This is a genomic window from Streptomyces thioluteus, assembly GCF_039535865.1.
Genome location: NZ_BAAAXZ010000062.1, coordinates 1 through 21,198 on the forward strand (window position 1 = coordinate 1; position 21,198 = coordinate 21,198).

A 21,198-nucleotide genomic window follows, 5' to 3' on the forward strand; every position below is an offset into this window, starting at 1 on the left:
GACGGCCGCTCGCGCAGCGGCGCGTTATCGACATCCCCGTGCTGAGAGCGGTGCGGGCTCCTCGGCGAAGCGCCAACGCGGCCCGAGGAAAGCGCAGCTTATAGCCGCAATAAGAATTGGTTTATTTGTTTTTTTTTTTTTTTTCTGCCAGACTACTCCTCGAACAGATCCAGACGGAGCCGACCAACAGACGACGCCTCCTCATTGCTCGCCCGCAAACGCGGCAGTAAGAGGTTTGCCTGTGTGCGACCCCCGTTCATGACCCCATGCACCACGAGGTGCAGGTCGGTCCGCCGATGCGAGCGTCCTGCGCCTCTGGAGCCGTGCCTCACCATGCGATACAGTAGAGACCATCGACCGCTCGTTCGAGTGGCCGGTCGCTTTTCGGCCTCACGAAGACCTAGGACCTTAAGGGCGCCCCACGCTCTTGCCTTTCGTTGCCCCATGCCGCACAATATACCTATAGCCTAATAAAAAAAAAACCGCTCGCCTTTTTTTTTAGATAAATAACTCTAGCTAACGATTTTTCACTATAGTAACATCCCAACGCTAGCAGAAAGAGTGGCGCGCGGACCTACCCATGCGCGCGCGTCAATGGCCCGCACACAGACGGCAATGCACCGAGACGGGCGGTGGCGCCCCCGAAAACACAAAGTTTGGCCCATCCGGTCCATGTAAGAAGCGGAGTCTCGGAGCCGTGTCGCCGCGACGAGAGGACGGGGGGCGCCCTCACGGTACTCTAGGTTCGACCGGCTATGCTTTAGCACATACGAGCACTTTGGACGAACTGATCCGCCGAGAAGCAGCCGCCCGCGTGGCGAGACGGCTCGCGTTGCCGATACGAGCCGAGCGTGCGCGCATCCTCCTTCAGCCGTACTCTCGCCCAGCCCTTGAAGTCTACAGCGTAGCCGGCCCGATCGCGGGTTAGTCCTCTGTGGGCCCGCCTGCTTAGCGACGAGCACGCCCGGTAGCGGCCCTGGGTGCCAGACCATCCTGCCAGTCAACAGACGCGGGACGTCCATGTCCGGTGCCGCGCAAGCCGCGCTAGCTCGGCTGGCCGAACTGCAACTGAGACCCCCCTGAGAGCGAAGTTCGACTCAGCAGCCGTAACATCTTCGCGACTACTGCAACACCCATAGGCACCCCACGTTCTTCGATTCACCAGACATGCCAACCCTCTGACGCATGCGCCCCGCAACCACGGTTCATCTCACCGCACCGTGAAGCTCAACATCATCGACGGCCCCATCTACCCGCAGCCCCCCAGAGCGGAACAATCGAACCGCCAGACTGACTAACGTCCATACGCCATGTCCCTACCAAGAGGCGACGCCTCTAGACGACGTCTTCACCTAGTGAACCCTTCCGCAAGGATGCAAGTGGAGCCGCGACCCCCCCCCCGAGCATCCACGGTCAACGCCCGGTGGACTCCCCGGCTCTACTTCGTGGTCGACGACCGCCAACAACCAACGACCGGACTGAACTGCGCCCGCCGCAGGCCAACGCGGCGGCCCCGATGGCAGCAGTCGCGGTGACCGAAGCCCGTCACCCGGCACTCAAGAGAGCCTGGCACTGACTGTCCCGAGACCGAGAAGATAGCCGACGGCCTGGGTAAGCCCGAGCTATACCTCGCCCATAACGCCCCCCGACGGCCACGCTGACAGGTGACGGAGGACCAGTGATACGGTCGCGACCGGGCGCGCAACCCCTGCCAGTAAAGCGCCGACGGCGACCTCCGCCACGCCCCGGCCTCCTTAACCGCTTCTCTGTCTGATTGGCTCCCTAAATACCCACCCCCATCCCAAGTATAGACCTAGGCCCACAACTCCCATGCGTGGATTAGTATCCCTGCTCATTCGACTCCCGCAGAGCGCATAGGCCAAGTGCGCGCAAGCCATTTGACTCATGCGACGCCGGGGCCGTGTCGCCGACCCTAGCTTGGACAGCCGCTCAAGCCGACGCTCCTACCCCCTCGGCGCTCCGCGCCCCCCCCCTCAGCTTTGCCGACCGCGCCTCGACGCCGCACGCTGCGTGCTACGAACAGCCGGCTGGCGTGCAATGCCCCAGGCCGTCGCCGCCTTCCCGGCGCCCGCTCCGGCACCCCTCGCGCGCCCGACATTTACGCCACCTCTGACGAGGCTACGTGCGCGCCTAGATCCGGCCCCAGCCACCATCCCCAGCCAAGTCTACGGCTACCACGGCTAGTACTAAGCTTTGGCAGGCCCGCTCAGTCGTAGTGTAGCCCGGTGACGCCCCTCTGCCCCCAGGTCTCACTTCGACTAGACCGAGTCTACCTTTCATCTGTGCCCCGCACTGGGACAGAACGCCCCGCATGGCATCGTCCAGAGGCCGCCATTAGCCGACGCATCTATTCACGACTCCCGCGGCCGCCAATGGCTGGAGGCGCAGGCCTGGACTGTAGCTGACCTACCCAGTGCTGCTGGCAGCATCGCGCCCCCACCGACGCGCCCACATTCATTAACCACCAATGATACGCCGGCTTCAACGAGCCCTCAAAGTTCCACTCCCTACAGCTCTCCCGGCGACCCGCATCAAAAGCGCGTGAACCGAGCAGACGCCGCGACTAGAGACAAACGCCCCCGCCTTATTCGTACTAGAAGACATTCACGACGAGCACCCACCGACTTCTTTCCCAACACTCGGATCATACACCCATGGGCCACTCCAAAAGCTACCCGATCCGTAGGAGGACTGCCCCTGCTCACCCTCGGTCATGCTGGCTCACGGCCCGACCCGAGCAAATGGCCATCCTGATCTCTGGCTCGTAACAGCCCGCCCGCATTACGGTCGAGGCGCCCAGGTCTCCGCTACCATCGCTCTCCCGCCTCCGGGCCCGCTGACCGCTAGCCGGACCCTGCCACGCGCCACGGTGAAGCCCTACGTGACGAACGCGACGGCGTCCCGAGCTCAGCTGGCGGACCTTAACTTCCGCCGAGCGAATCGCTACGAGGGGCGAAGCGCCGCGACCTTGGATCCCCTGGCACAGGGCCGCTGCGAATGGTCCAGCCCACTCAGCCCAGAACGATAGACGCTCTCGTCGAACGCGCACCTACCCGCACGCCGCGTCGCGGCGTAATTGACCCCTGGGTGCTTAGTGCCCCCCCTGGCCCCGCCACCCCTTCCTTCAACGCCGGACGCCGCGACATGAATCAGCACCCACGCCGCTCGGCGCCGACTATGAGGACAGCCGCCCTGCAGAGTCGCCTTCAAGGGGCCCTCCGAAGCCGCATCTTTCCCCCTACCCCCTACAGACTTTCCCACTCAGGCGGCGCCGCCAGCCCCCCAGGGCAGCAGCTAGAACGGTGAAAGGGCGAGGGATGTTTTCCGGCCGCGGGCACAAAGCTCACCCCTCAGAAGCCGTCAGCACCCGCGCGATCATCTCCGCCGTCGCCACCCCGCACTACTCCCGCCACGCCAGCCAACCATGCAGTCGCCCACATCGCCAGCACCGCCCCCACAGCCGCTTCCAGCCCTTGATTGCCAGCCCATCGATCCACCACGATCCGTCGTCCATATCGCCGCACTCTCCACCAACGCCCCCAACACCCCCGCCATCCACCCGTCCGGTGCACATCGCGACCACACACGGCGACGACCCGCCGCCGTCCCCCGCCGCCGGAGGACGGCGTCCACCGAAGCTCGTCTCCCGGCCGTACGTCCCGCTCGACGTCCGGGCAGCAGCCGTTCCAGCTCCGCGCCCACGCCCACGGCGTCTCGTCGCCGACCGCGATGTTCGCCACGGGTGAACGCCGGCGACGTACACGGGCCATCGAGCGGGAGGCACGGCCGAAGCGTCACGCGCAGCGCCCCCGCGCTGGCGGCGAGCCCCACCCCGGGCGCGGGGGCGACGGCAGCACCCGCGCCGAACCGCCCAGGCGCCAGCCCCCGCACCCGCTCCGCGCCTCCGCGAGCCTCTCCTCGCTCAACTCCCCTCTCCCGCACGGCCCGGACCAGCCGCGTCGCGCAACCGCAGCACGTCCCCCTCGTCCGCCAGCCCACCCCCCACGCAGATCGCGTCGGCGAGCCGGCGGCCACGGCCATGACGCTCCCCGCTCGATGCCGTAGCCGTCCGCGATGGCCCGCATCTCCATGCCGTCGGTGACGATCAGCCCGTCGAACCGCGAGCCCGCCCTTCTCGCGTGCGCACGCAGCAGCCCGTGCAGCAGCCCGTGCACGCAGCGCTCGGAGCGTGGCATGGCCGCAGCCGCGGGTCGAGCGCTGGGGTGACAGCAGATGTGCGCGCTCATCACGGCCTTCGTGCCGCCGCGACGGCCGCCCGGAAGGGCACCAGCTCCCGTTTCCTCCAGCGTCCGCGGACCGACGTCGATCCGCGGCATGTCGTGGTGCTGCGAGTCGACCGACGTGTGCGCGTGCCTGGGGGAAGTGCTTGCGCACGTCGCGACACCCCCGCCTGCATGCCCTCGACGTAGGCGGCGGTGTGCGGCGACGAGCCCCGGGTCGCCCCGAGCGACCGCACGCCGATGACCGGGTTGTCGGGATCGGAGTTGACGTCCGCGGACGGCGCCCAGTTGAGGTTGACCCCGCAGGCGGCGAGCCGGCGGCCCAGTTCCCCGGCGGACCGCCCGGGTCAGCGCGGTGTCGTCCACCGCGCCGAGCGCCAGGTTGCCGGGGAACGAGGAGCCGGTGCGGACTTCCAGGCGGGTGACGTCCCCGCCCTCCTCGTCGATCGCCACCAGCACGTCCTCCCGCTCGGCGCGCAGCGCGGCGGTGAGGGCGGCCAGTTGCTCGGGCGAGGCGATGTTGCGGCCGAACAGCCCGACGGAGGCGAGCCCTTCGCCGAGCCGCCGCAGCAGCCAGTCGGGGGCGGTCGTGCCGGTGAAGCCCGGCTGGAGGACGGTCAGGGCGTCACGGGTCAGCGTGTCCATGGATGTAGTGCTAGCCCTTCACTGCGCCGGAGGTCAGGGCCTCCAACGGCCCTGCGCTGGAGGATGACGAAGAGGATGAGGATCGGGACGGCGAGAAGAGCGAGGAGGCGGCCATCGTGGCGCCCCAGTCGTCGCCGAACGTGGTGCGGAACCCGGTGAGCCACAGCGGCAGCGTCTGTGCCGAGGGGTCCTTGCTCAGGATGAGGACGTAGGGGAACTCGTTCCAGGTGGTGATGAAGCCGAACAGCGAAGTCGCCATCAGCCCGGGCGCCAGCAGCGGGAAGATCACCTTGCGGAAGGCCTGCGGCCGGGTGCACCCGTCCACCATCGCCGACTCCTCCAGCTCCTTGGGCACGGCGGCCACGTAGCCGCGCAGCGTCAGGACGGTGAACGGCAGCACGCAGAGCGTATAGATGGCGATGAGCGGCGGCAGGCTGTTCAGCATGTCGCCGTCGCGCACCAGCATGTAGTACGCGATGACCATGACCTCCCAGGGCGCCATCTGGGCCATCATCATCACCAGGATGAAGCCGCGCCGCCCGCGGAACCGCATCCGCGCGATGGCGAAGGACGCCAGCAGGGCGATGACCAGCGACAGCAGGACGGCGACGACCGTGGTGATCAGCGAGTTGGCGACGAACGTCCAGAAGCCGTCGGCCTCGACGGCCCCGCCGGAAGTGCTCGGTGGTGGGGCTGGTGGGGAACCAGACGGGGGTGTCCGCCGACGATGTCCTTGTTGGCCTTGAAGGCCGTGGCGAACATCCAGTAGACCGGGAAGACGAAGCCCAGGAACAGGACGACCGCCGTCGCCCCCGGCCAGATCCGGCCGAACAGGGAGCGCCTCACAGTTCGTCCTCCTCCTGCTTGAGCACCAGGCGCAGGTAGTAGGCCGACATCGTCACCAGGATGAGGATGGTGAGGATGGAGATGGCCGAACCCATGCCGAAGTGCTGGTTGTTCATGCCCTCGACGAACGCGTAGACCGGCAGCGTCCTCGGTGAGCCGGTCCGGACCGCCCTCGTTGATGACGAAGACCTGGGTGAACGACTTGAAGATCCAGATGACTTCGAGGAACGTCGTCGCCAGGAAGAAGGGCTTGAGGAAAGGGGAAGGTCACCGAGGTGAACCGCTTCCATACGCCGGCGCCGTCGAGCGCGGCGGCCTCGTGGAGCTCCTTGGGGATGGTGGTCGTCGCCGCGTAGAGGTTGATCGCGACGAACGGCACGGACTGCCAGACGATCAGCACGGTGATGACGAAGAAGGTGGAGAACTGCCCGCCGGTCCAGTTGTAGTCGGGCCATCGAGTGCCAGCCCAGCCGGTCCAGCACATAGTTGACGACGCCGAAGCGCTGGGCGAACAGCCACTGGAAGACGGTGGTCGCGGCGACGGTGGGCATCGCCCAGGCCAGCACGAGCCCCAGCGAGAGCAACAGCCGCAGTTTCTTGCCCAGCCGGGCGAGCAGCAGTCCGATCAGACAGCCGATCAGCATGATCAGCACCACGTTGGCGGCGGTGAACACGATCGACCGCAGGGTCACGCGCCAGAACTCGGAATTGCCCAGCGTGTCGGTGTAGTTGCTCAGCCCGGTCCACTCGGTGGTGCGCCGGATGAGCTGCCGCCGGTTGAGGTTCTGGAACGACAGCAGGCCGTTCTCGACCATGATCCAGCCGAGCAGCAGCACGGTGAAGACGGCCGCGGGGAGGATCAGCAGATACGGGACGGCGCTCCCGGCCCTCCCCTCACCGCCACGACGCGCGGGGCGGCGACCCGCCCTTGCCGGCCGGCGGCGCGGCCCCGGCCGCCACCTCTTCGGTCTGCGCTGACATCGTCGTCCGCCTTCTCCCCTGTTCACTTGCACGGTGTTGCGTCGGGCCGGGCCGGTGGACGCGGACGGACCACCGCCCTCGTCCCCGGCCGCCCGGTCACTGCTTCTGGCTGAGGCGCTTGTTGATGTCGCCCTCGACCTGCTTGGCCGCGTCCTCCGGCGACTTGCCGTTGAGAACGGCGGTCATGTACGCCTTGATCGGGTTGGGAGCGTTCTCCACCGCGGCCCACTCGGGGATCAGCGGGGTGGTGCCGCCGCCCTTGGCGGCCGGAGCGGCGGCCTCGGCGGCCGCGTTGCCCTTCAGGCTCGCCAGCAGCGCGTCCTTGTTGGGGATCGAACCGACCTCCTTGGCCAGCGCGCCCTCGTTCTTGTCGGACAGCGCGATCTTCAGGAACTCCTCGGCGAGTTCCTTCTTCTTGCTGCGCTCGGCGATCGCCAGGTTGGAGCCGCCGAGGAAGACGCCCTCGGGCTTGTCCGCGCTCTCGCCCGGGATCGTGAAGTAGCCCAGGTCCTTCTCGATCTGGGGGTTGGCCTTGATCGCGGTGGCCGCCTCCCAGCCCATGCCGATGAACGCGCCGGTCTTGCCCTTGGCGAAGATGTCGGCCTGCTGCGGGGTGGCCTCGTCCTTGTCCTTGGGCGCCTTGCTGAACGCCTGGTACTGCTTGTAGATCTCCATCGCCTTGGTGACCTTGGGGTCGGCGAGGTTGGAGACGTACTTGCTGCCGTCCTTCTTCACCAGGTCGGCGCCGGTGCCGACGGTCAGACCGGTGAAGAAGTACCAGTTCTGGCCCGGGAGATAGAGCGGCTCGGCGTCGCCCTTCTTCTGGATCGCCTCAAGGTCCTTGAGGAAGTCGGCGCGGGTCTTCGGCACGTCCTTGATGCCCGCGTCGGCCCAGATCTTCTTGTTGTAGATGACGACGCGGTTGGCGGCGTACCAGGGGGCGGCGTACTGCGTCCCGTCGAAGACGGACGGCTTGTTGAGGGACTCGGTCCAGTCCTTGCCGATCTCCTTCTTCAGGTCGCCGAGTTCGGCGAGGCCGCCGGTCTCCGCGTAGGAGGGGGTCTGGGTGTTGCCGACCTCGAAGACGTCCGGCGGGGTGGACTCGGAGAGCGCGGTGGTGAGCTTCTGCTGGATGCCGTCCCACTTCTGGACCTGGACGTCGAGCTTGGCGCCGGTCTTCTGCTCGAACTCGGCCTGGACCGACTTCGTCCAGCCGGGCGGGTTCGAGCCGTCCATGAACCAGACCGTGAGCGTCTTGCCCTTGGAGTCCCCCGAACCGGAATCCTTGTCGTCCTTGTCGGACCCACAAGCAGCCACACTCACCAACAAGGCCGCGACACCCGTCGCCGCTATGAGCCCACGCTTCACAGCACTCTCCTCAAGGACCGAAAAGTGGTCTTTAATGGTTTAGACCAGTGCCCGCAGCTTGCCTAGACCTTTTGGGGTGTCAAGGGTGTATAAGAGTCGCTGTCGGCTCCGTTACCGGACCGACACCTGAGGACGACCAGGACATCTCCGGTCCCCTCGGGCTGTGCCCGTGCCACCATGTGACGGCGATGGACGGAGGAGCCGGTGACGGCAGCAGGATCGGAGTCGGGAAGGCGCGCCATGGCGACCGAGGGCGGGACGACGGAGGGCGGAGGCACCGCGGGCGGTGCGCGGATCGCGCGCGTCCCCAAGTACTACCGGCTCAAACGCCATCTGCTGGAGATGACCGAAACCCTTCCACCCGGCACACCGGTGCCCCCGGAGCGCACGCTCGCCGCGGAGTTCGACACCTCGCGCACGACGGTCCGTCAGGCCCTCCAGGAGCTGGTGGTCGAGGGGCGTCTGGAGCGCATCCAGGGCAAGGGGACATTCGTCGCGAAACCCAAGGTTTCGCAGGCGCTGCAACTGACCTCCTACACGGAGGACATGCGGGCCCAGGGCCTCGAACCCACCTCCCAGCTCCTCGACATCGGCTACGTCACCGCCGACGACCGGCTCGCCTCGCTGCTGGACATCGTCCCGGGCGGCCGCGTGCTGCGCATCGAGCGGCTGCGCGGTGGCCAGCGGTGAGCCGATGGCCATCGAGACCACCCACCTGTCCGCGAAGCGCTTCCCGGCGCTGCGCCGGAACCTGGTGAAGTACACCTCGCTCTACACGGCGCTGGCCGAGGTCTACGACGTCCGCCTCGCCGAGGCCGAGGAGACGATCGAGACCTCGCTCGCCACGCCCCGGGAGGCGGGCCTGCTGGGCACGGACACGGGCCTGCCGATGCTGATGCTCTCGCGCGTCACTCGCTGGACGCGGAGGGCCGGCCGGTGGAGTGGGTGCGGTCGGTCTACCGGGGCGACCGCTACAAGTTCGTGGCGCGGCTGCGGCGGCCTACGGAGTAGCGGGGGGCGGGGGACCCGGATCGGCTGGGGGTCCGGGGGTCACCCCCGGGACAACGCAGCGTGGCGCGGCTGCGGCGGCCGACGGAGCGGCGGGGCCGGGGAACCCGGATCGGCTGGGGGTCCGGGGGTCACCCCCGGGACAACGCAGCGTGGCGCGGCTGCGGCGGCCGACGGAGCGGCGGGCCGGGGAACCCGGATCGGCTGGGGGTCCGGGGGTCACCCCCAGGACAACGCAGCGTGGCGCGGCTGCGGGCCGGGGCCCCGCTCGGGCCGGGAGCCCGGGAGTTATCCCCCGGGCCCCCGGGACAACGCGGCGGCCGACGGAGCAGCGGACCGCAGACCCGGATCGGGCCGGGAGTCCGGGGGCATCCCCGGGACAACACAACCTGGCACGACTGCGCGACAGCCGACAGAGGGCAGGGCCGCCACAGCGTCCAAGGCGGGAGCGGAACGTCCGGATACGGCCACCCGCCCGCGCCCACCAGCCGCCCGACCCCTGGTCTATGCCTATTGACGCCCATGACGGCGGCTCATAGTGTCACGGCCGCCGACCCTCTGGCTCTGCGATGAGGACGATCGTGACATCACCCACCCGCCGAAGCGGCGGGGCTCCCACCCGACGGTTCCCCGGCCGGCCCGAACGGGCCCGGTACGAGGCGGGAGGAACCCGCCCCGACCCGCGCCCCCGGCCGGGACCCCGCCGCCCCGCCGGCCGAAGCCGTCGGCCTCGGCCCGGCGCTCTCCCCGGACAAGCTCCTCGCCCACGGCACGCTCCTGCGCCGTTTCGTGGACGGGGACCGGCTCCGCCCCGTCCACCTGCGCGTCGCGCTGGCCCCCGACGGTCCCCGGGGACGGCCTCTCCACCGACGACGCCGTGCGCCTGCTGCGCGGGTTCGCGGCGGCCCGACGGCCGGGCGGTGTCGTTTCGCGGCGGCCGCGAGCCGACCGCGCACCCCGGGTACGCGGCCGTCTGCGACGCGGGCCACGAGGCCGGGCTGCGGCTGGGGCTGGTGACCGACGGCAGCCGCCTCGGCCGGCCGGACGTCGCCGAGTGCGTCGCCTCCACCCACACCTGGGCCCCGCGTCGCGTTCGCGCACGACGCGGTGCTCCTCGACGACGTCGGCCGGCTGCGGCAGTCGGCCATCGACCCGGACTTCCGCATCGGCTTCCACTACCGGATCGGCGAACGGAACCGGGCCGGGATCCTGCCCGCGGTCCGCGCGGCCCGCGGCGCCGGGGCGCACTACATCCGCTTCGAGGCCGGACCCGGCACGGACGGCCCGGACGAGGCCACCGCATTGGAGGAGGCCGCGCACCTCGCCGCGCGGGACTTCGAGGTCCACGTGACCCGCGACGACCGCACCTCGCACACCGCGGGCGGGAGTTTCCACCGCTGCCACTACAGCCGCTTCACCGCGACCGTCGCCGCCGACGGCCACCTCTACCCCTGTCCGCAGGTGCGGACCGACAGCCGCTACCGGACCGGCGACGTGGTCACCGCCGGCTGGACGGACGTCCTCGACGGCGACGCCCGCGCCGCCTGGGAGGCGACGGACCCGCTGGGCACCGAACGGTGCGGCTCCTGTTTCTACCGCCCGCAGAACGAACTGCTGGAGCGCCTGCGCGCGGAAGACCGCGGACGGCCGACGGAGTACGCGGCCGAGGTACCGCCCGCGCTCCACGCCGACTTCCTCTGATCCTGACGCACCGCCACCCGCCCTCCCGTGCGAACTCCGCGCTCCGCTCGCACAGTTCGGCCACCAGCCGGGTGAGCCGCGCTTCGCGCGATGGGCGGGGGCTCCGCCCCGGGCGCCCTCACACCCCCAGCAGCCCCGGCAGGGCCCGCATGTCGTCGAAGACCACCGTCCCCTCCCCCGCCAGCCACTCCGCCGGCGTCAGGCCGCCGCAGTAGCCGAACGACCGCATGCCCGCGGCCCGCGCCGCCCGCACGCCGTAGCGGCTGTCCTCCACCACCGCGCACCGCGACGGCTCCACGCCCATGGTCCGGGCCGCGTGCAGGAAGAGGTCCGGGGCCGGCTTGCCCCGGGCCACGTCGTGGGCGCTGAAGACGCGCCCCCTCGAAGTGCTCGGAGAGGCCCGTCGTGCGCAGATTGCGGGCGATCTTCTCGTGACGCCCGTTGGAGGCGAGGCAGATGGGAAGCAAGATCTCCTTGAGCGCCTCGGCGACCCCGTCCACCGCCGTCAACTCCGCGTCGTACGCGTCCTGGTACCACCGCTGGTACGGCGTCCACCAGCCCGGTTCCAGCTTCCGTCCGAGCCGCTCCTCCACCGCGCGGCCGAGTTCTCCGTCCGACGCCCCCCAGGAACCGCTCGACGATCTCCTCCTCCGTAAAGGGGCAGCCGAGGTCCGCCAGCATCCGGGCGTCCACCCGGACGGCGATCCGCTCGCTGTCCACCAGCACGCCGTCGCAGTCGAAGATGACGAGGTCAAAGGGCTCTTGTGTCATGCACGCAAGCCTACGGGCGGGGCGGTCCGCACCCTTCGGGCTCAAGCCACCGCCGCGCGGCCCGACTTGACATTGCCATACCGATATCCGGACAGGGGGTGACGCCCGGAGGATCCCTCCCCTAGATTTCGTGCGCATTACGCGAGTGATCGCGCCGTGCGCGTTCACCACACGGGGACGGAGCCATCGCATGTCCGAACCACCCGCCGAGGACAGGCGCAGACCTGTCGTGACCTTCCCGCTGATCGTGGCGGGCGTCTGCCTCGCCCTGCCGTTCGGGGGCGATGCTCTGGGTCGACTCCTATGCCCGGCCGACACCGGAGTTGATCGGCATTCCGTTCTTCTACTGGTACCAGATGCTGTGGGTGCTCATATCCACCGCGCTGACCACCGTCGCGTACGTGCTCGTGCGCCGCAACGAACGCGCCCGGAAGGGCGGTGAGCGGCGATGAGGCACGGCGTCAACGGAGTCGCCCTCACGGTGTTTCGTCGTCTTCTTCCTCGCCGTGACGGTCATGGGGTTCATGGCCGCGAAATGGCGGCGGGCCGAGAACGCGGACAACCTCGACGAGTGGGGCCTGGGGCGGGCGTTCCTTCGGGACCTGGATCACCTGGTTCCTGCTGGGCGGCGACCTCTACACCGCGTACACCTTCGTCGCGGTTCCGGCGGCCATCTATGCGGGCGGGGCGGCGGGATTCTTCGCCGTGCCGTACACCATTCTCTGCTATCCGCTGGTGTTCACGTTCCTGCCGCGGTTGTGGTCGGTCTCCCACCGGCACGGCTACGTCACCTCGTCGGACTTCGTGCGCGGCCGGTTCGGCTCCAAGGGGCTTTCGCTGGCCCTCGCCCTCACGGGCATTCTCGCGACGATGCCGTACATCGCGCTCCAATTGGTCGGGATCCAGGCGGTGCTGGACGTGATGGGGGTGGGCGGCGGCTCCAACTGGTTCATGAAGGACCTGCCGCTGCTCATCGCCTTCGGCGTCCTGGCCGCCTACACCTACTCCTCGGGGCTGCGGGCGCCGGCGCTCATCGCCTTCGTCAAGGACGCGCTGATCTACATCGTCATCGCGGTCGCCATCATCTACATCCCGATGAAGCTCGGCGGATTCCACGACGTCTTCGCCAAGGCGGGCGAGGCGTTCTCCACGAAGAATCCGGCGACCGGGAAGCCGCGCGGCGCCCTCGTCCCCGGGCCCGACGCGCAATGGGCCTATGCGACCCTCGCGCTGGGCTCCGCGATGGCGCTGTTCCTCTATCCGCACTCGGTGACGGCGGTCCTCTCCAGCAAGAACCGGAACGTCATCCGGCGCAACACCACGATCCTTCCGCTCTATTCACTGATGCTGGGTCTGCTGGCCATGCTGGGATTCATGGCGGTCGCGGCCGGGATCAAGGTGAAGAACGGCCAGCTGGCCATTCCGCAGCTCTTCGACGACATGTTCCCCGACTGGTTCACGGGCGTGGCCTTCGCGGCCATCGGCATCGGCGCCCTCGTCCCGGCGGCCATCATGTCCATCGCCGCGGCGAACCTCTTCACCCGCAACATCTACAAGGACTTCCTGCGCAAGGACGCGACGCCCGAGCACGAGGCGAAGGTGTCCAAACTGGCGTCCCTCCTGGTGAAGGTGGGCGCGCTGGTCTTCGTCCTCACCATGGACAAGACCGTGGCCATCAACTTCCAGCTGCTGGGCGGCATCTGGATCCTCCAGACCGTCCCCGCCCTGGTGGGCGGCCTGTTCACCCGCTGGTTCCACCGCTGGGCCCTGCTGGCCGGCTGGGCCGTGGGCATGGCGTACGGGACGTGGCGGGCGTACGAGACGCCGAGCGCCACGCAGGACCACTTCGGCAACACCAACCTCATCCCGTTCATCGGGGAGAAGGGCTACATCGGCCTGACGGCCTTCGCCCTGAACGTCGCCGTCGCGGTCGTGCTGACGCTGGTCCTCAAGGCCGTGAAGGCCCCGGACGGGGTGGACGAGACGAAGCCCGCGGACTACACGGCGGACGCGGGCGACCCGGACGTGGCGGTGGAGCTGCCGCCGGCCACGGCGGGGGCACCGGGCGGTCACTGAGAAACGGTCACCTGGAAACGGTGGGGCCCGTGGTGCGCGAGCGCACCACGGGCCCCACCGTTCCCCTCCGCCCCCCTCAGGCGGCCGTACCGGACGGCGTCAGACCGAGCGCCCGGAAAGAGACCCGCTGGTCGAACCAGAGCAGCCCCACCGTCAGCGCGGACATCACCAGCCCCAGGGCCAGATGACCGGCCGCCGACTCGACGGTGGCACCCACGGCCCCGAGCACGACGTGCAGCGCGACCCGCAGCCCGATGAGCCCGAAGAGGATCTTCCGGGTGCGGGAGTTCTTCAGCAGGGCCTTGAGCAGCTTCCTGCGCCGCCGCAGGACCGTCAGCCCCACCGCGACGTTCACCGCCCCCAGCCCGGCGAGGACCATCCAGGCCCCGTCCCACGCCTTGTAGAGGTCGAAGGCGGCCCCCATGGCCCCCTCGAAGGCGAAGAACCACACCGGAAGCGGCTTCAGCTCCGGGTCGGGCACGCCCTGCCCGGCCCCGGCCTCGATCCCGGTCTGCTGCTCGGTGATGGTCCCGCTCATGATGTCCGCCCCTGTCGTGGTGTCGCCGTCCCGTCCGACACCCACGATCATTCCGGCCCCCGCCCCCCGGCGGCAGATCCGCCCGTCACCGGCCGGAGATGACAAAAGTCAGTGCCGGCCGGCCGCGGCCCGCGCCCGGCCGAGGACGCGCCACCGCCACGCGCCCCGCGGCTACGCATTCGCGAAACGACGCCCCCGTTCCCCCGCCCTGCCTCGCGCCGGCCCGTCACGGACGCGAACGCGGCCCGGGAAACCGCCCCCGGCGGCGCACCCGTTAGCACATTCCGCGACCACCTCATGACGCGCCGACACAACATGTGGGGGTACACGCCACCGTCGCCACTAGATGTATGCTCGTCCTCGCTGTCGCCGCAGGGGAATCCGGTGGAAATCCGGAACTGTCCCGCAACGGTGTACGTGTGGGCACATTGCGCCCACACAGCAGTCCGAAGACCTGACGACAGTGCGCCCTCGCCGGTCCACCGGCGTGCGGTGTCGAACACGTCCGGGCCTCGAGGGTTGGGCCGGTGGACGCCTGCGCGCATGCTCCCGTACGCCTCGTACGGTGCCCCGCATGCCCGTGCGCGGCCCCGTGCGCTCCCGAGCGGCCTCCAGCCGAGTGAGGGAGAGCAACACGTGACGATCGCGCCCGTCGATCCGGTCTCAGCGCAGGCGGCGGCATCCGCCGACGGCCCCGGGACCGCGCTGCTGCGCACCCTGACGGAACTCACCGCCGACCTCCCCGCCACCGACCCCGGCAAGGTCGCCGCCGCCGCGCTGCGCGGCCGGCACGCCGGATCGGACGAGGCCGAACTGCGCTCGCTGGCCACCGAGGCCGCGGCCGGGCTGATCGGCGAGGAGCCCGAGTACTCGCGGCTCGCCGCGCGCCTCCTCACGCTCGCCATCGCCCAGGAGGCGGCCGGGCAGGGCGCGGTCTCCTTCTCCGCCTCCGTGGAGACCGGGCACCGCGAGGGCCTGATCGCCGACGACACCGCCGCCTTCGTGCGCACCCACGCCCGGCGGCTGGACGCGCTGGTGGACGCCGCCCTGACCGACGGCGCCGACGACCGCTTCGGCTACTTCGGCCTGCGCACCCTGCACAGCCGCTACCTGCTCCGCCACCCGATCACCCGGAACGTGATCGAGACCCCGCAGCACTTCCTGCTGCGCGTGGCCTGCGGCCTGGCCGAGGACCACTCGGAGCGGGCGCTGGAGGACGTCGCCGAGCTCTACCGCCTCACCAGCACGCTCTCGTACCTCCCGTCCTCCCCCACGCTCTTCAACTCCGGTACGCGGCACCCCCAGATGTCGTCCTGCTACCTGCTGGACTCGCCGCTGGACGAGCTGGACTCGATCTACGACCGCTACCACCAGGTGGCGCGGCTGTCGAAGCACGCGGGCGGCATCGGCCTGTCGTACTCCCGCATCCGCTCCCGCGGTTCGCTGATCCGCGGCACCAACGGGCACTCCAACGGCATCGTGCCGTTCCTGCGCACCCTCGACGCCTCGGTCGCGGCCGTCAACCAGGGCGGCCGGCGCAAGGGCGCGGCCTGCGTCTACCTGGAGACGTGGCACGCGGACATCGAGGAGTTCCTGGAGCTCCGCGACAACACCGGTGAGGAGGCGCGCCGCACGCACAACCTCAACATCGCGCACTGGATCCCGGACGAGTTCATGCGCCGGGTCGAGGCGGACGCCGAGTGGTCGCTGTTCTCCCCGGCGGACACCCCGGACCTGGTGGACCTCTACGGCGACGAGTTCGACGCCGCGTACCGCGCATACGAGGCCGCGGGCAAGGCCGTCAAGACCATCCCGGCCCGGGTGCTCTACGCCCGCATGATGCGGACGCTCGCGCAGACCGGCAACGGCTGGATGACGTTCAAGGACGCCGCCAACCGCACCGCCAACCAGACCGCCGAGCCCGGCCAGGTCGTCCACTCCTCCAACCTCTGCACGGAGATCCTGGAGGTCACGAACGACGGCGAGACCGCGGTCTGCAACCTGGGTTCGGTCAACCTCGCGGCCCACCTGGGCGCCGACGGCGAGATGGACTGGGAGCGGCTCGACCGCACCGTCCGCACCGCCGTGACCTTCCTCGACCGCGTCGTGGACATCAACTTCTACCCGACCGAGCAGGCGGGCGCCTCCAACTCCCGCTGGCGGCCGGTCGGTCTGGGCCTGATGGGTCTCCAGGACGTCTTCTTCCGGCTGCGCCTGCCCTTCGACTCCCCCGAGGCGAAGGCGCTGTCCACCCGGATCTCCGAGCGGATCATGCTCGCGGCGTACGAGGCGTCGGCCGACCTCGCCGAGCGGCACGGCCCGCACGAGGCCTGGTCCGCCACCCGCACCGCGCGCGGTGTGCTGCACCCGGACCACTACCCCAACACCGAGCCCACCTGGGCGGAGCGCTGGGACGCGCTGCGCGCCCGGATCGCCTCCGTCGGCATGCGCAACTCGCTGCTGCTGGCCATCGCGCCGACGGCGACGATCGCGTCCATCGCGGGCGTCTACGAGTGCATCGAGCCGCAGGTCTCCAACCTGTTTCAAGCGCGAGACGCTCAGCGGTGAGTTCCTCCAGGTCAACACCTACCTGGTGGAGGACCTGAAGAAGCTCGGCGTGTGGGACCGCACCACCCGCGACGCGCTGACGGACGCCAACGGCTCGGTCCAGGACATGCGGTGGATCCCGCAGGAGGTGCGCGACCTCTACCGCACCGCCTGGGAGGTCCCGCAGCGCGCCCTGATCGACATGGCCGCGGCCCGCACGCCGTACCTCGACCAGAGCCAGTCCCTCAACCTGTTCATGGCCGCGCCCACTATCGGCAAGCTCAGCTCGATGTACGCGTACGCCTGGAAGCAGGGCATCAAGACCACGTACTACCTGCGTTCGCGCCCGGCGACCCGGATCGCGCGGTCGGCCGGCACCGCCGCTGTTCTTGTCGAGGTACCCGCCCAGCAGTCGGCCCCCCGACGCCGACGCCATCGCCTGCTCCCTGGAAAACCCCGAGTCCTGCGAGGCATGCCAGTAATGACGACCGCCCCCGAGCGTCAGACGAAGAACCTGCTCGACCCCGGATTCGAGCTCACCCTCCGCCCCATGCGGTACCCGGACTTCTACGACCGCTACCGTGACGCGATCAAGAACACCTGGACCGTGGAGGAGGTCGACCTCCACTCCGACGTGGCCGACCTCGCCAAGCTCTCCCCGGGCGAGCAGCACCTGATCGGCCGCCTGGTCGCGTTCTTCGCGACCGGCGACTCGATCGTGGCCAACAACCTGGTGCTCACGCTCTACAAGCACATCAACTCCCCCGAGGCGCGGCTGTACCTGTCGCGGCAGCTCTTCGAGGAGGCCGTGCACGTCCAGTTCTATCTGACGCTGCTGGACACCTACCTCCCCGACCCGGAGGACCGCAACGAGGCGTTCGCGGCGGTGGAGAACATCCCGTCCATCCGGGAGAAGGCCCAGTTCTGCTTCAAGTGGATGGACTCGGTCGAGAGCATCGACCGGCTGGAGACGAAGGCCGACCGCCGTCGCTTCCTGCTCAACCTGATCTGCTTCGCGGCCTGCATCGAGGGGCTGTTCTTCTACGGGGCGTTCGCCTACGTGTACTGGTTCCGCTCGCGCGGCCTGCTGCACGGCCTGGCGACCGGCACCAACTGGGTGTTCCGCGACGAGACCATGCACATGGACTTCGCGTTCTCCGTGGTGGACACCGTCCGCGAGGAGGAGCCGGAGCTCTTCGACGACGAACTCCAGCAGCAGGTCAAGGACATGCTCGCGGAGGCCGTCGAGGCGGAGCTCCAGTTCGCCCGCGACCTGTGCGGTGACGGCCTGCCGGGCATGAACACCGAGTCCATGCGCGAGTACCTCCAGTGCGTGGCCGACCAGCGCCTGATGCGCCTGGGCTTCGCCCCGGTCTACGGCTCGGAGAACCCGTTCTCCTTCATGGAGCTGCAGAACGTCCAGGAGCTGACCAACTTCTTCGAGCGCCGCGCCTCCGCGTACCAGGTCGCGGTCGAGGGCACGGTCGCCTTCGACGACGAGTTTCTGATCGCGCACACGGATCAGGGAGCCCCGCCGGACCCCGGTCCGGCGGGGCTCCGCGTTTGTCGCCCCGTGTCCGGCCATGGTGGGAACCGTCAGGACAGAGCGACGGCAGGAGGACCCCATGCGGGTCATGATGATCGTCAAGGCGACCGAGGACTCCGAGGCCGGTGTGCTCCCGACCCGGGAAACAGATCGCCGAGATGGGGAAGTACAACGACGAACTCGCCACGGCGGGCGTGCTGCTCGCCGCCGACGGGCTGCGGGCGTCGTCCGAGGGCGCGCGGGTGGTGTTCGCGGGCGGGGCGCCGAGCGTGATCGACGGGCCGTTCTCCGAGATCGGCGAACTGATGGCCGGCTACTGGGTCATCAGGGTGGAGACGATGGACGAGGCCCGTGACTGGGCGAAGCGGATTCCGTTCCGGGACGGGGTCGTCGAGCTGCGCCGGGTCTTCGAACCCGAGGACTTTCCCGCGGGGTAGCGGGGGCGGGGGACGGCGCGGGCCGTCCCCCCGCTTCCTACCGGACCGCCGCCTCGCGCAGCCGGACCGGTTCGGTGCCGACGTCGTTGTGGCCCGCGGCCCAGTTCTCCAGGGCGGTGCGGCAGGCGTGGTCGAGGTGGCGCAGCTCCGACAGGTCGAGCTCGATGGGACGGTCCTTGGGCAGTGCCTCCAGGGTCTCCATGATGCGGGGCAGGCGGAGGAAGGTCGCGTTGCCCGTGAGGCGCGCCAGGATCCTGCCGTCGGTGAGTTCGCGGACGTCCACCTGCACCTTGGAGGTCTCCCAGGCGGACTTCACGACGGCCAGCAGGATGCCGAACAGGACGCCCTCGAACATGCTGGTCGCCAGGATGCCCACGGCGGTGGTCGCGAGGATCACCAGCTCGCCGCGGTGCTCTCGCCACAGCGGGGCGAACTCCCGGAAGGGGATGAGCTTGCAGCCCGCGTGCACCAGCACGCCCGCCAGCGCGGGCAGCGGGATGACGCCGACGGCCGCCGGCAGGGCCACCACGAAGACCAGCAGCCAGGCGCCGTGCAGCACACGGGAGAGCGTGGTGCGGGCGCCGGCCCGGACGTTGGCCGAGCTGCGGACGATGACCGCGGTCATCGGCAGGGCGCCGAGCAGGCCGCACAGCATGTTGCCGACGCCCTGGGCGAGCAGCTCCTTGTCGTAGTGCGTCCGGGGCCCGTCGTGCATCCGGTCCACGGCGGCGGCGCTGAACAGCGTCTCGGCCGAGGCGATGAGCGCGAAGGTGACGACGGTGCCGAGCACGGGACCGCTGAACGAGGCGAGGTCGTTCAGCCCCGGCAGGTCGATCGCGTCGCCCAGGCCGTGCACCGCGACGTGGGCGACGTCCAGGCCGGCCGCCCAGGTCACCGCCGTGGCCAGGGCGACCGCGGCCAGCGGCGCGGGGACGAGCCGGACCTGGGCCGGGAGCCGCTGCCACAGGACGAGCACGGCGATCGTCGCCGCGCCGACCGCGCAGGCGACGGCGGGCCGGCCGCCGTCCAGGACGTCCCCGAGCAGGCCGGGGACGCCGGCGATCTTGTCGAGGCCGGCGCGCGGCTGCGGGGACGCCGGCCATCGTGTACAACTGGCCGAAAAGCAGGACGAGTCCGATGCCGGCCAGCATCCCGTGCACGACCGAGACGGAGATGGCCCGGAACCAGCGGCCGAACCGCAGCAGGCCCAGGGCGAGCTGGAGCAGCCCGGTGCACAGCACGATGACGCCGAGCATGCCGAGCCCGAACTCCCGTACCGCTTCGAGCACCAGCACCGTCAGCCCGGCGGCCGGGCCGCTGACCTGGAAGGTGCTGCCGGGGAACACGCCCACGACGAGGCCGCCCACGATGCCGGTGATCAGGCCGAGTTCGGCCGGTACCCCGGAGGCCACGGCCACGCCGACGCACAACGGCAGGGCCACGAGGAAGACGACGAGCGAGGCGAGGACGTCCTGGCGGAGCACGTCCGGTTGTTTCAGAGCGGAGAACACGGTGGAGGGTCCCTTGTCTGTCGCTGCCGGGCGGATCACGGGGCGGATCACAGGGGCGGGAACGGCAGGGCGCCGCCGCCGGGGCGGTGCGCGCTGACGAGGCCGGTGTGGACCTCGTAGTACCAGGCGTGCAGGGCGAGCCGGCCCCGGTCGAGCCGGTCCCGGACGCACGGGTAGGAGCGCAGGGTCTCCAGCTGGGCGACGGCGTGCCGCTGTGCGGCCTCCGCCAGGTCGGGCGAGCCGGGCCGGGCCGTACGGGCCGGGGCCTCGGGCGGCACGGCGTGGTCGAGCCAGCCCCGCACGGCCGGCACGGAGGAGAGATCGTCGCCGCGCACGACGGCGCCGATCGCGCCGCAGTGCGAGTGCCCGCAGACGACGATGTCGCGGACGCCGAGCACGCCGACGGCGAATTCGACGGTGGCGGCCTCGCCGGTGGGGCGGTCGCTGCGGTATTCGGGGACGATGTTTCCCGCGGTGCGGAGTTCGAACAGTTCTCCCGGATGCGCCCCCGTGATGAGCGAGGGAACGACGCGGGAATCGGCGCAGGATATGAAGAGGACTTCGGGGGACTGGCCCGCCTCCAGAGCCCTCAGGCGCCGGGCGCGCTCGGGGTCGGCGACGAGGGTGGACGCGAAGGATCGGGCGTTGTCGACGAGTGATCGCATGATGGCCTGCCTCGTGATCGGGGCATGGTCGGGTCGTCTTTCGCGGCATTCTGCACCACCGCGGGAGACCATCACTTTACCGATGCATTACCGCTCTGTGAACCCCGGAATTATTCACCAAAAACCGGACACGAAACGTTACTTGACCCGGAACCGCCCGACTCGGAATTGTTCGATTCCCGTGGACGGGTGAATTCCATGGAATACCTGCCCGCATTCCTTTCGCGGAATGTACACAGCCGGAACGGACACGGCTGGAACGGACGGAGCCGGAAGGGACGGCGCCGGAACGGGAA

General features: G+C 69.6%; 8 protein-coding genes, 8 pseudogenes and 1 riboswitch. Of the genes and pseudogenes, 8 read left to right on the forward strand and 8 right to left on the reverse strand.

The features are described 5' to 3' along the window. The first annotated feature begins 3,587 nt into the window (after positions 1-3,587). Positions 3,588-3,767: a hypothetical protein gene (locus tag ABD794_RS07915; RefSeq protein WP_344961879.1), complete on the forward strand. Its 180-nt coding sequence runs from the start codon at positions 3,588-3,590 to the stop codon at positions 3,765-3,767. 48 nt (positions 3,768-3,815) lie between these two features. On the opposite strand, the gene ABD794_RS07920 is transcribed toward ABD794_RS07915, so the two are convergent. The 4 genes and pseudogenes from ABD794_RS07920 to ABD794_RS07935 form a co-directional block, all read right to left on the reverse strand. Continuing rightward, the gene (locus ABD794_RS07920) at positions 3,816-4,907 is read right to left on the reverse strand and encodes a glycoside hydrolase family 3 N-terminal domain-containing protein (protein ID WP_344961881.1); all 1,092 of its coding nucleotides are present in this window, start codon (positions 4,905-4,907) and stop codon (positions 3,816-3,818) included. Positions 4,908-4,917: 10 nt separating this feature from the next. Then, positions 4,918-5,753, reverse strand: a pseudogene (locus tag ABD794_RS07925) (carbohydrate ABC transporter permease). After that, positions 5,750-6,760: pseudogene (locus tag ABD794_RS07930) on the reverse strand (carbohydrate ABC transporter permease). Before ABD794_RS07930 ends, ABD794_RS07925 begins: the two co-directional pseudogenes overlap by 4 nt. A 70-nt stretch (positions 6,761-6,830) precedes the next feature. After that, a complete protein-coding gene (locus tag ABD794_RS07935; protein ID WP_344961883.1) occupies positions 6,831-8,102 on the reverse strand; it encodes an extracellular solute-binding protein in 1,272 nt (423 codons plus the stop codon). Between the two features lie 240 nt (positions 8,103-8,342). Between ABD794_RS07935 and ABD794_RS07940 the strand changes: the two are divergent. Together ABD794_RS07940 and ABD794_RS07945 are read left to right on the forward strand one after the other, a co-directional pair. Then, positions 8,343-9,113 (forward strand): annotated as a pseudogene (locus ABD794_RS07940) (GntR family transcriptional regulator). A 1,104-nt stretch (positions 9,114-10,217) separates the two neighbouring features. Next, on the forward strand, positions 10,218-10,811 hold the full coding sequence (locus tag ABD794_RS07945) for an SPASM domain-containing protein (RefSeq protein ID WP_344961885.1): 594 nt from the start codon (positions 10,218-10,220) through the stop codon (positions 10,809-10,811). A 118-nt stretch (positions 10,812-10,929) separates the two neighbouring features. Here the strand turns inward: ABD794_RS07945 and ABD794_RS07950 are convergent. Further along, positions 10,930-11,582 (reverse strand): annotated as a pseudogene (locus ABD794_RS07950) (HAD family hydrolase). Positions 11,583-11,866: 284 nt separating this feature from the next. On the opposite strand from ABD794_RS07950, the gene ABD794_RS07955 reads away from it, so the two are divergent. Next, positions 11,867-12,034, forward strand: a complete 168-nt coding sequence (locus tag ABD794_RS07955) for a DUF3311 domain-containing protein (RefSeq protein ID WP_344961887.1) — start codon at positions 11,867-11,869, stop codon at positions 12,032-12,034. Beyond that, positions 12,031-13,658, forward strand: a pseudogene (gene mctP / locus ABD794_RS07960) (monocarboxylate uptake permease MctP). The gene ABD794_RS07955 and the pseudogene mctP overlap by 4 nt, the downstream one beginning before the upstream one ends. Before the next feature lie 76 nt (positions 13,659-13,734). Here mctP and ABD794_RS07965 read toward each other — a convergent pair. Further along, on the reverse strand, positions 13,735-14,196 hold the full coding sequence (locus ABD794_RS07965) for a hypothetical protein (RefSeq protein WP_344961889.1): 462 nt from the start codon (positions 14,194-14,196) through the stop codon (positions 13,735-13,737). Between the two features lie 350 nt (positions 14,197-14,546). After that, positions 14,547-14,672: riboswitch (cobalamin riboswitch) on the forward strand. Between the two features lie 160 nt (positions 14,673-14,832). Between ABD794_RS07965 and ABD794_RS07970 the strand changes: the two are divergent. The 3 genes and pseudogenes from ABD794_RS07970 to ABD794_RS07980 all read left to right on the forward strand — a co-directional run bounded on the left by ABD794_RS07970 (position 14,833) and on the right by ABD794_RS07980 (position 18,726). Continuing rightward, positions 14,833-17,225, forward strand: a pseudogene (locus ABD794_RS07970) (ribonucleoside-diphosphate reductase subunit alpha). Continuing rightward, positions 17,225-18,247 (forward strand): annotated as a pseudogene (locus tag ABD794_RS07975) (ribonucleotide-diphosphate reductase subunit beta); the annotation flags it as partial. The pseudogenes ABD794_RS07970 and ABD794_RS07975, both read left to right, overlap by 1 nt. Positions 18,248-18,447: 200 nt before the next feature. Further along, positions 18,448-18,726 (forward strand): YciI family protein, encoded by a 279-nt coding sequence (locus ABD794_RS07980; RefSeq protein WP_344961891.1) that lies wholly within the window; start codon positions 18,448-18,450, stop codon positions 18,724-18,726. 37 nt (positions 18,727-18,763) lie between these two features. Here ABD794_RS07980 and ABD794_RS07985 read toward each other — a convergent pair. After that, positions 18,764-20,237: pseudogene (locus ABD794_RS07985) on the reverse strand (SulP family inorganic anion transporter). A 47-nt stretch (positions 20,238-20,284) separates the two neighbouring features. Then, positions 20,285-20,902 carry a carbonic anhydrase gene (locus ABD794_RS07990; protein WP_344961893.1) on the reverse strand — a complete coding sequence of 206 codons (618 nt, stop codon included), beginning with the start codon at positions 20,900-20,902 and terminating at the stop codon, positions 20,285-20,287. Between the last annotated feature and the right edge of the window lie 296 nt (positions 20,903-21,198).

What these genes read in the sequence shown, in the direction of transcription:
- ABD794_RS07920 (WP_344961881.1), bottom strand. Translation starts at nt 4,907, where the DNA reads ATGGACACGCTGACCCGTGACGCCCTGACCGTCCTCCAGCCGGGCTTC.
- ABD794_RS07955 (WP_344961887.1), top strand. Translation starts at nt 11,867, where the DNA reads ATGCTCTGGGTCGACTCCTATGCCCGGCCGACACCGGAGTTGATCGGC.
- ABD794_RS07965 (WP_344961889.1), bottom strand. Translation starts at nt 14,196, where the DNA reads ATGAGCGGGACCATCACCGAGCAGCAGACCGGGATCGAGGCCGGGGCC.
- ABD794_RS07980 (WP_344961891.1), top strand. Translation starts at nt 18,448, where the DNA reads ATGGGGAAGTACAACGACGAACTCGCCACGGCGGGCGTGCTGCTCGCC.
- ABD794_RS07990 (WP_344961893.1), bottom strand. Translation starts at nt 20,902, where the DNA reads ATGCGATCACTCGTCGACAACGCCCGATCCTTCGCGTCCACCCTCGTC.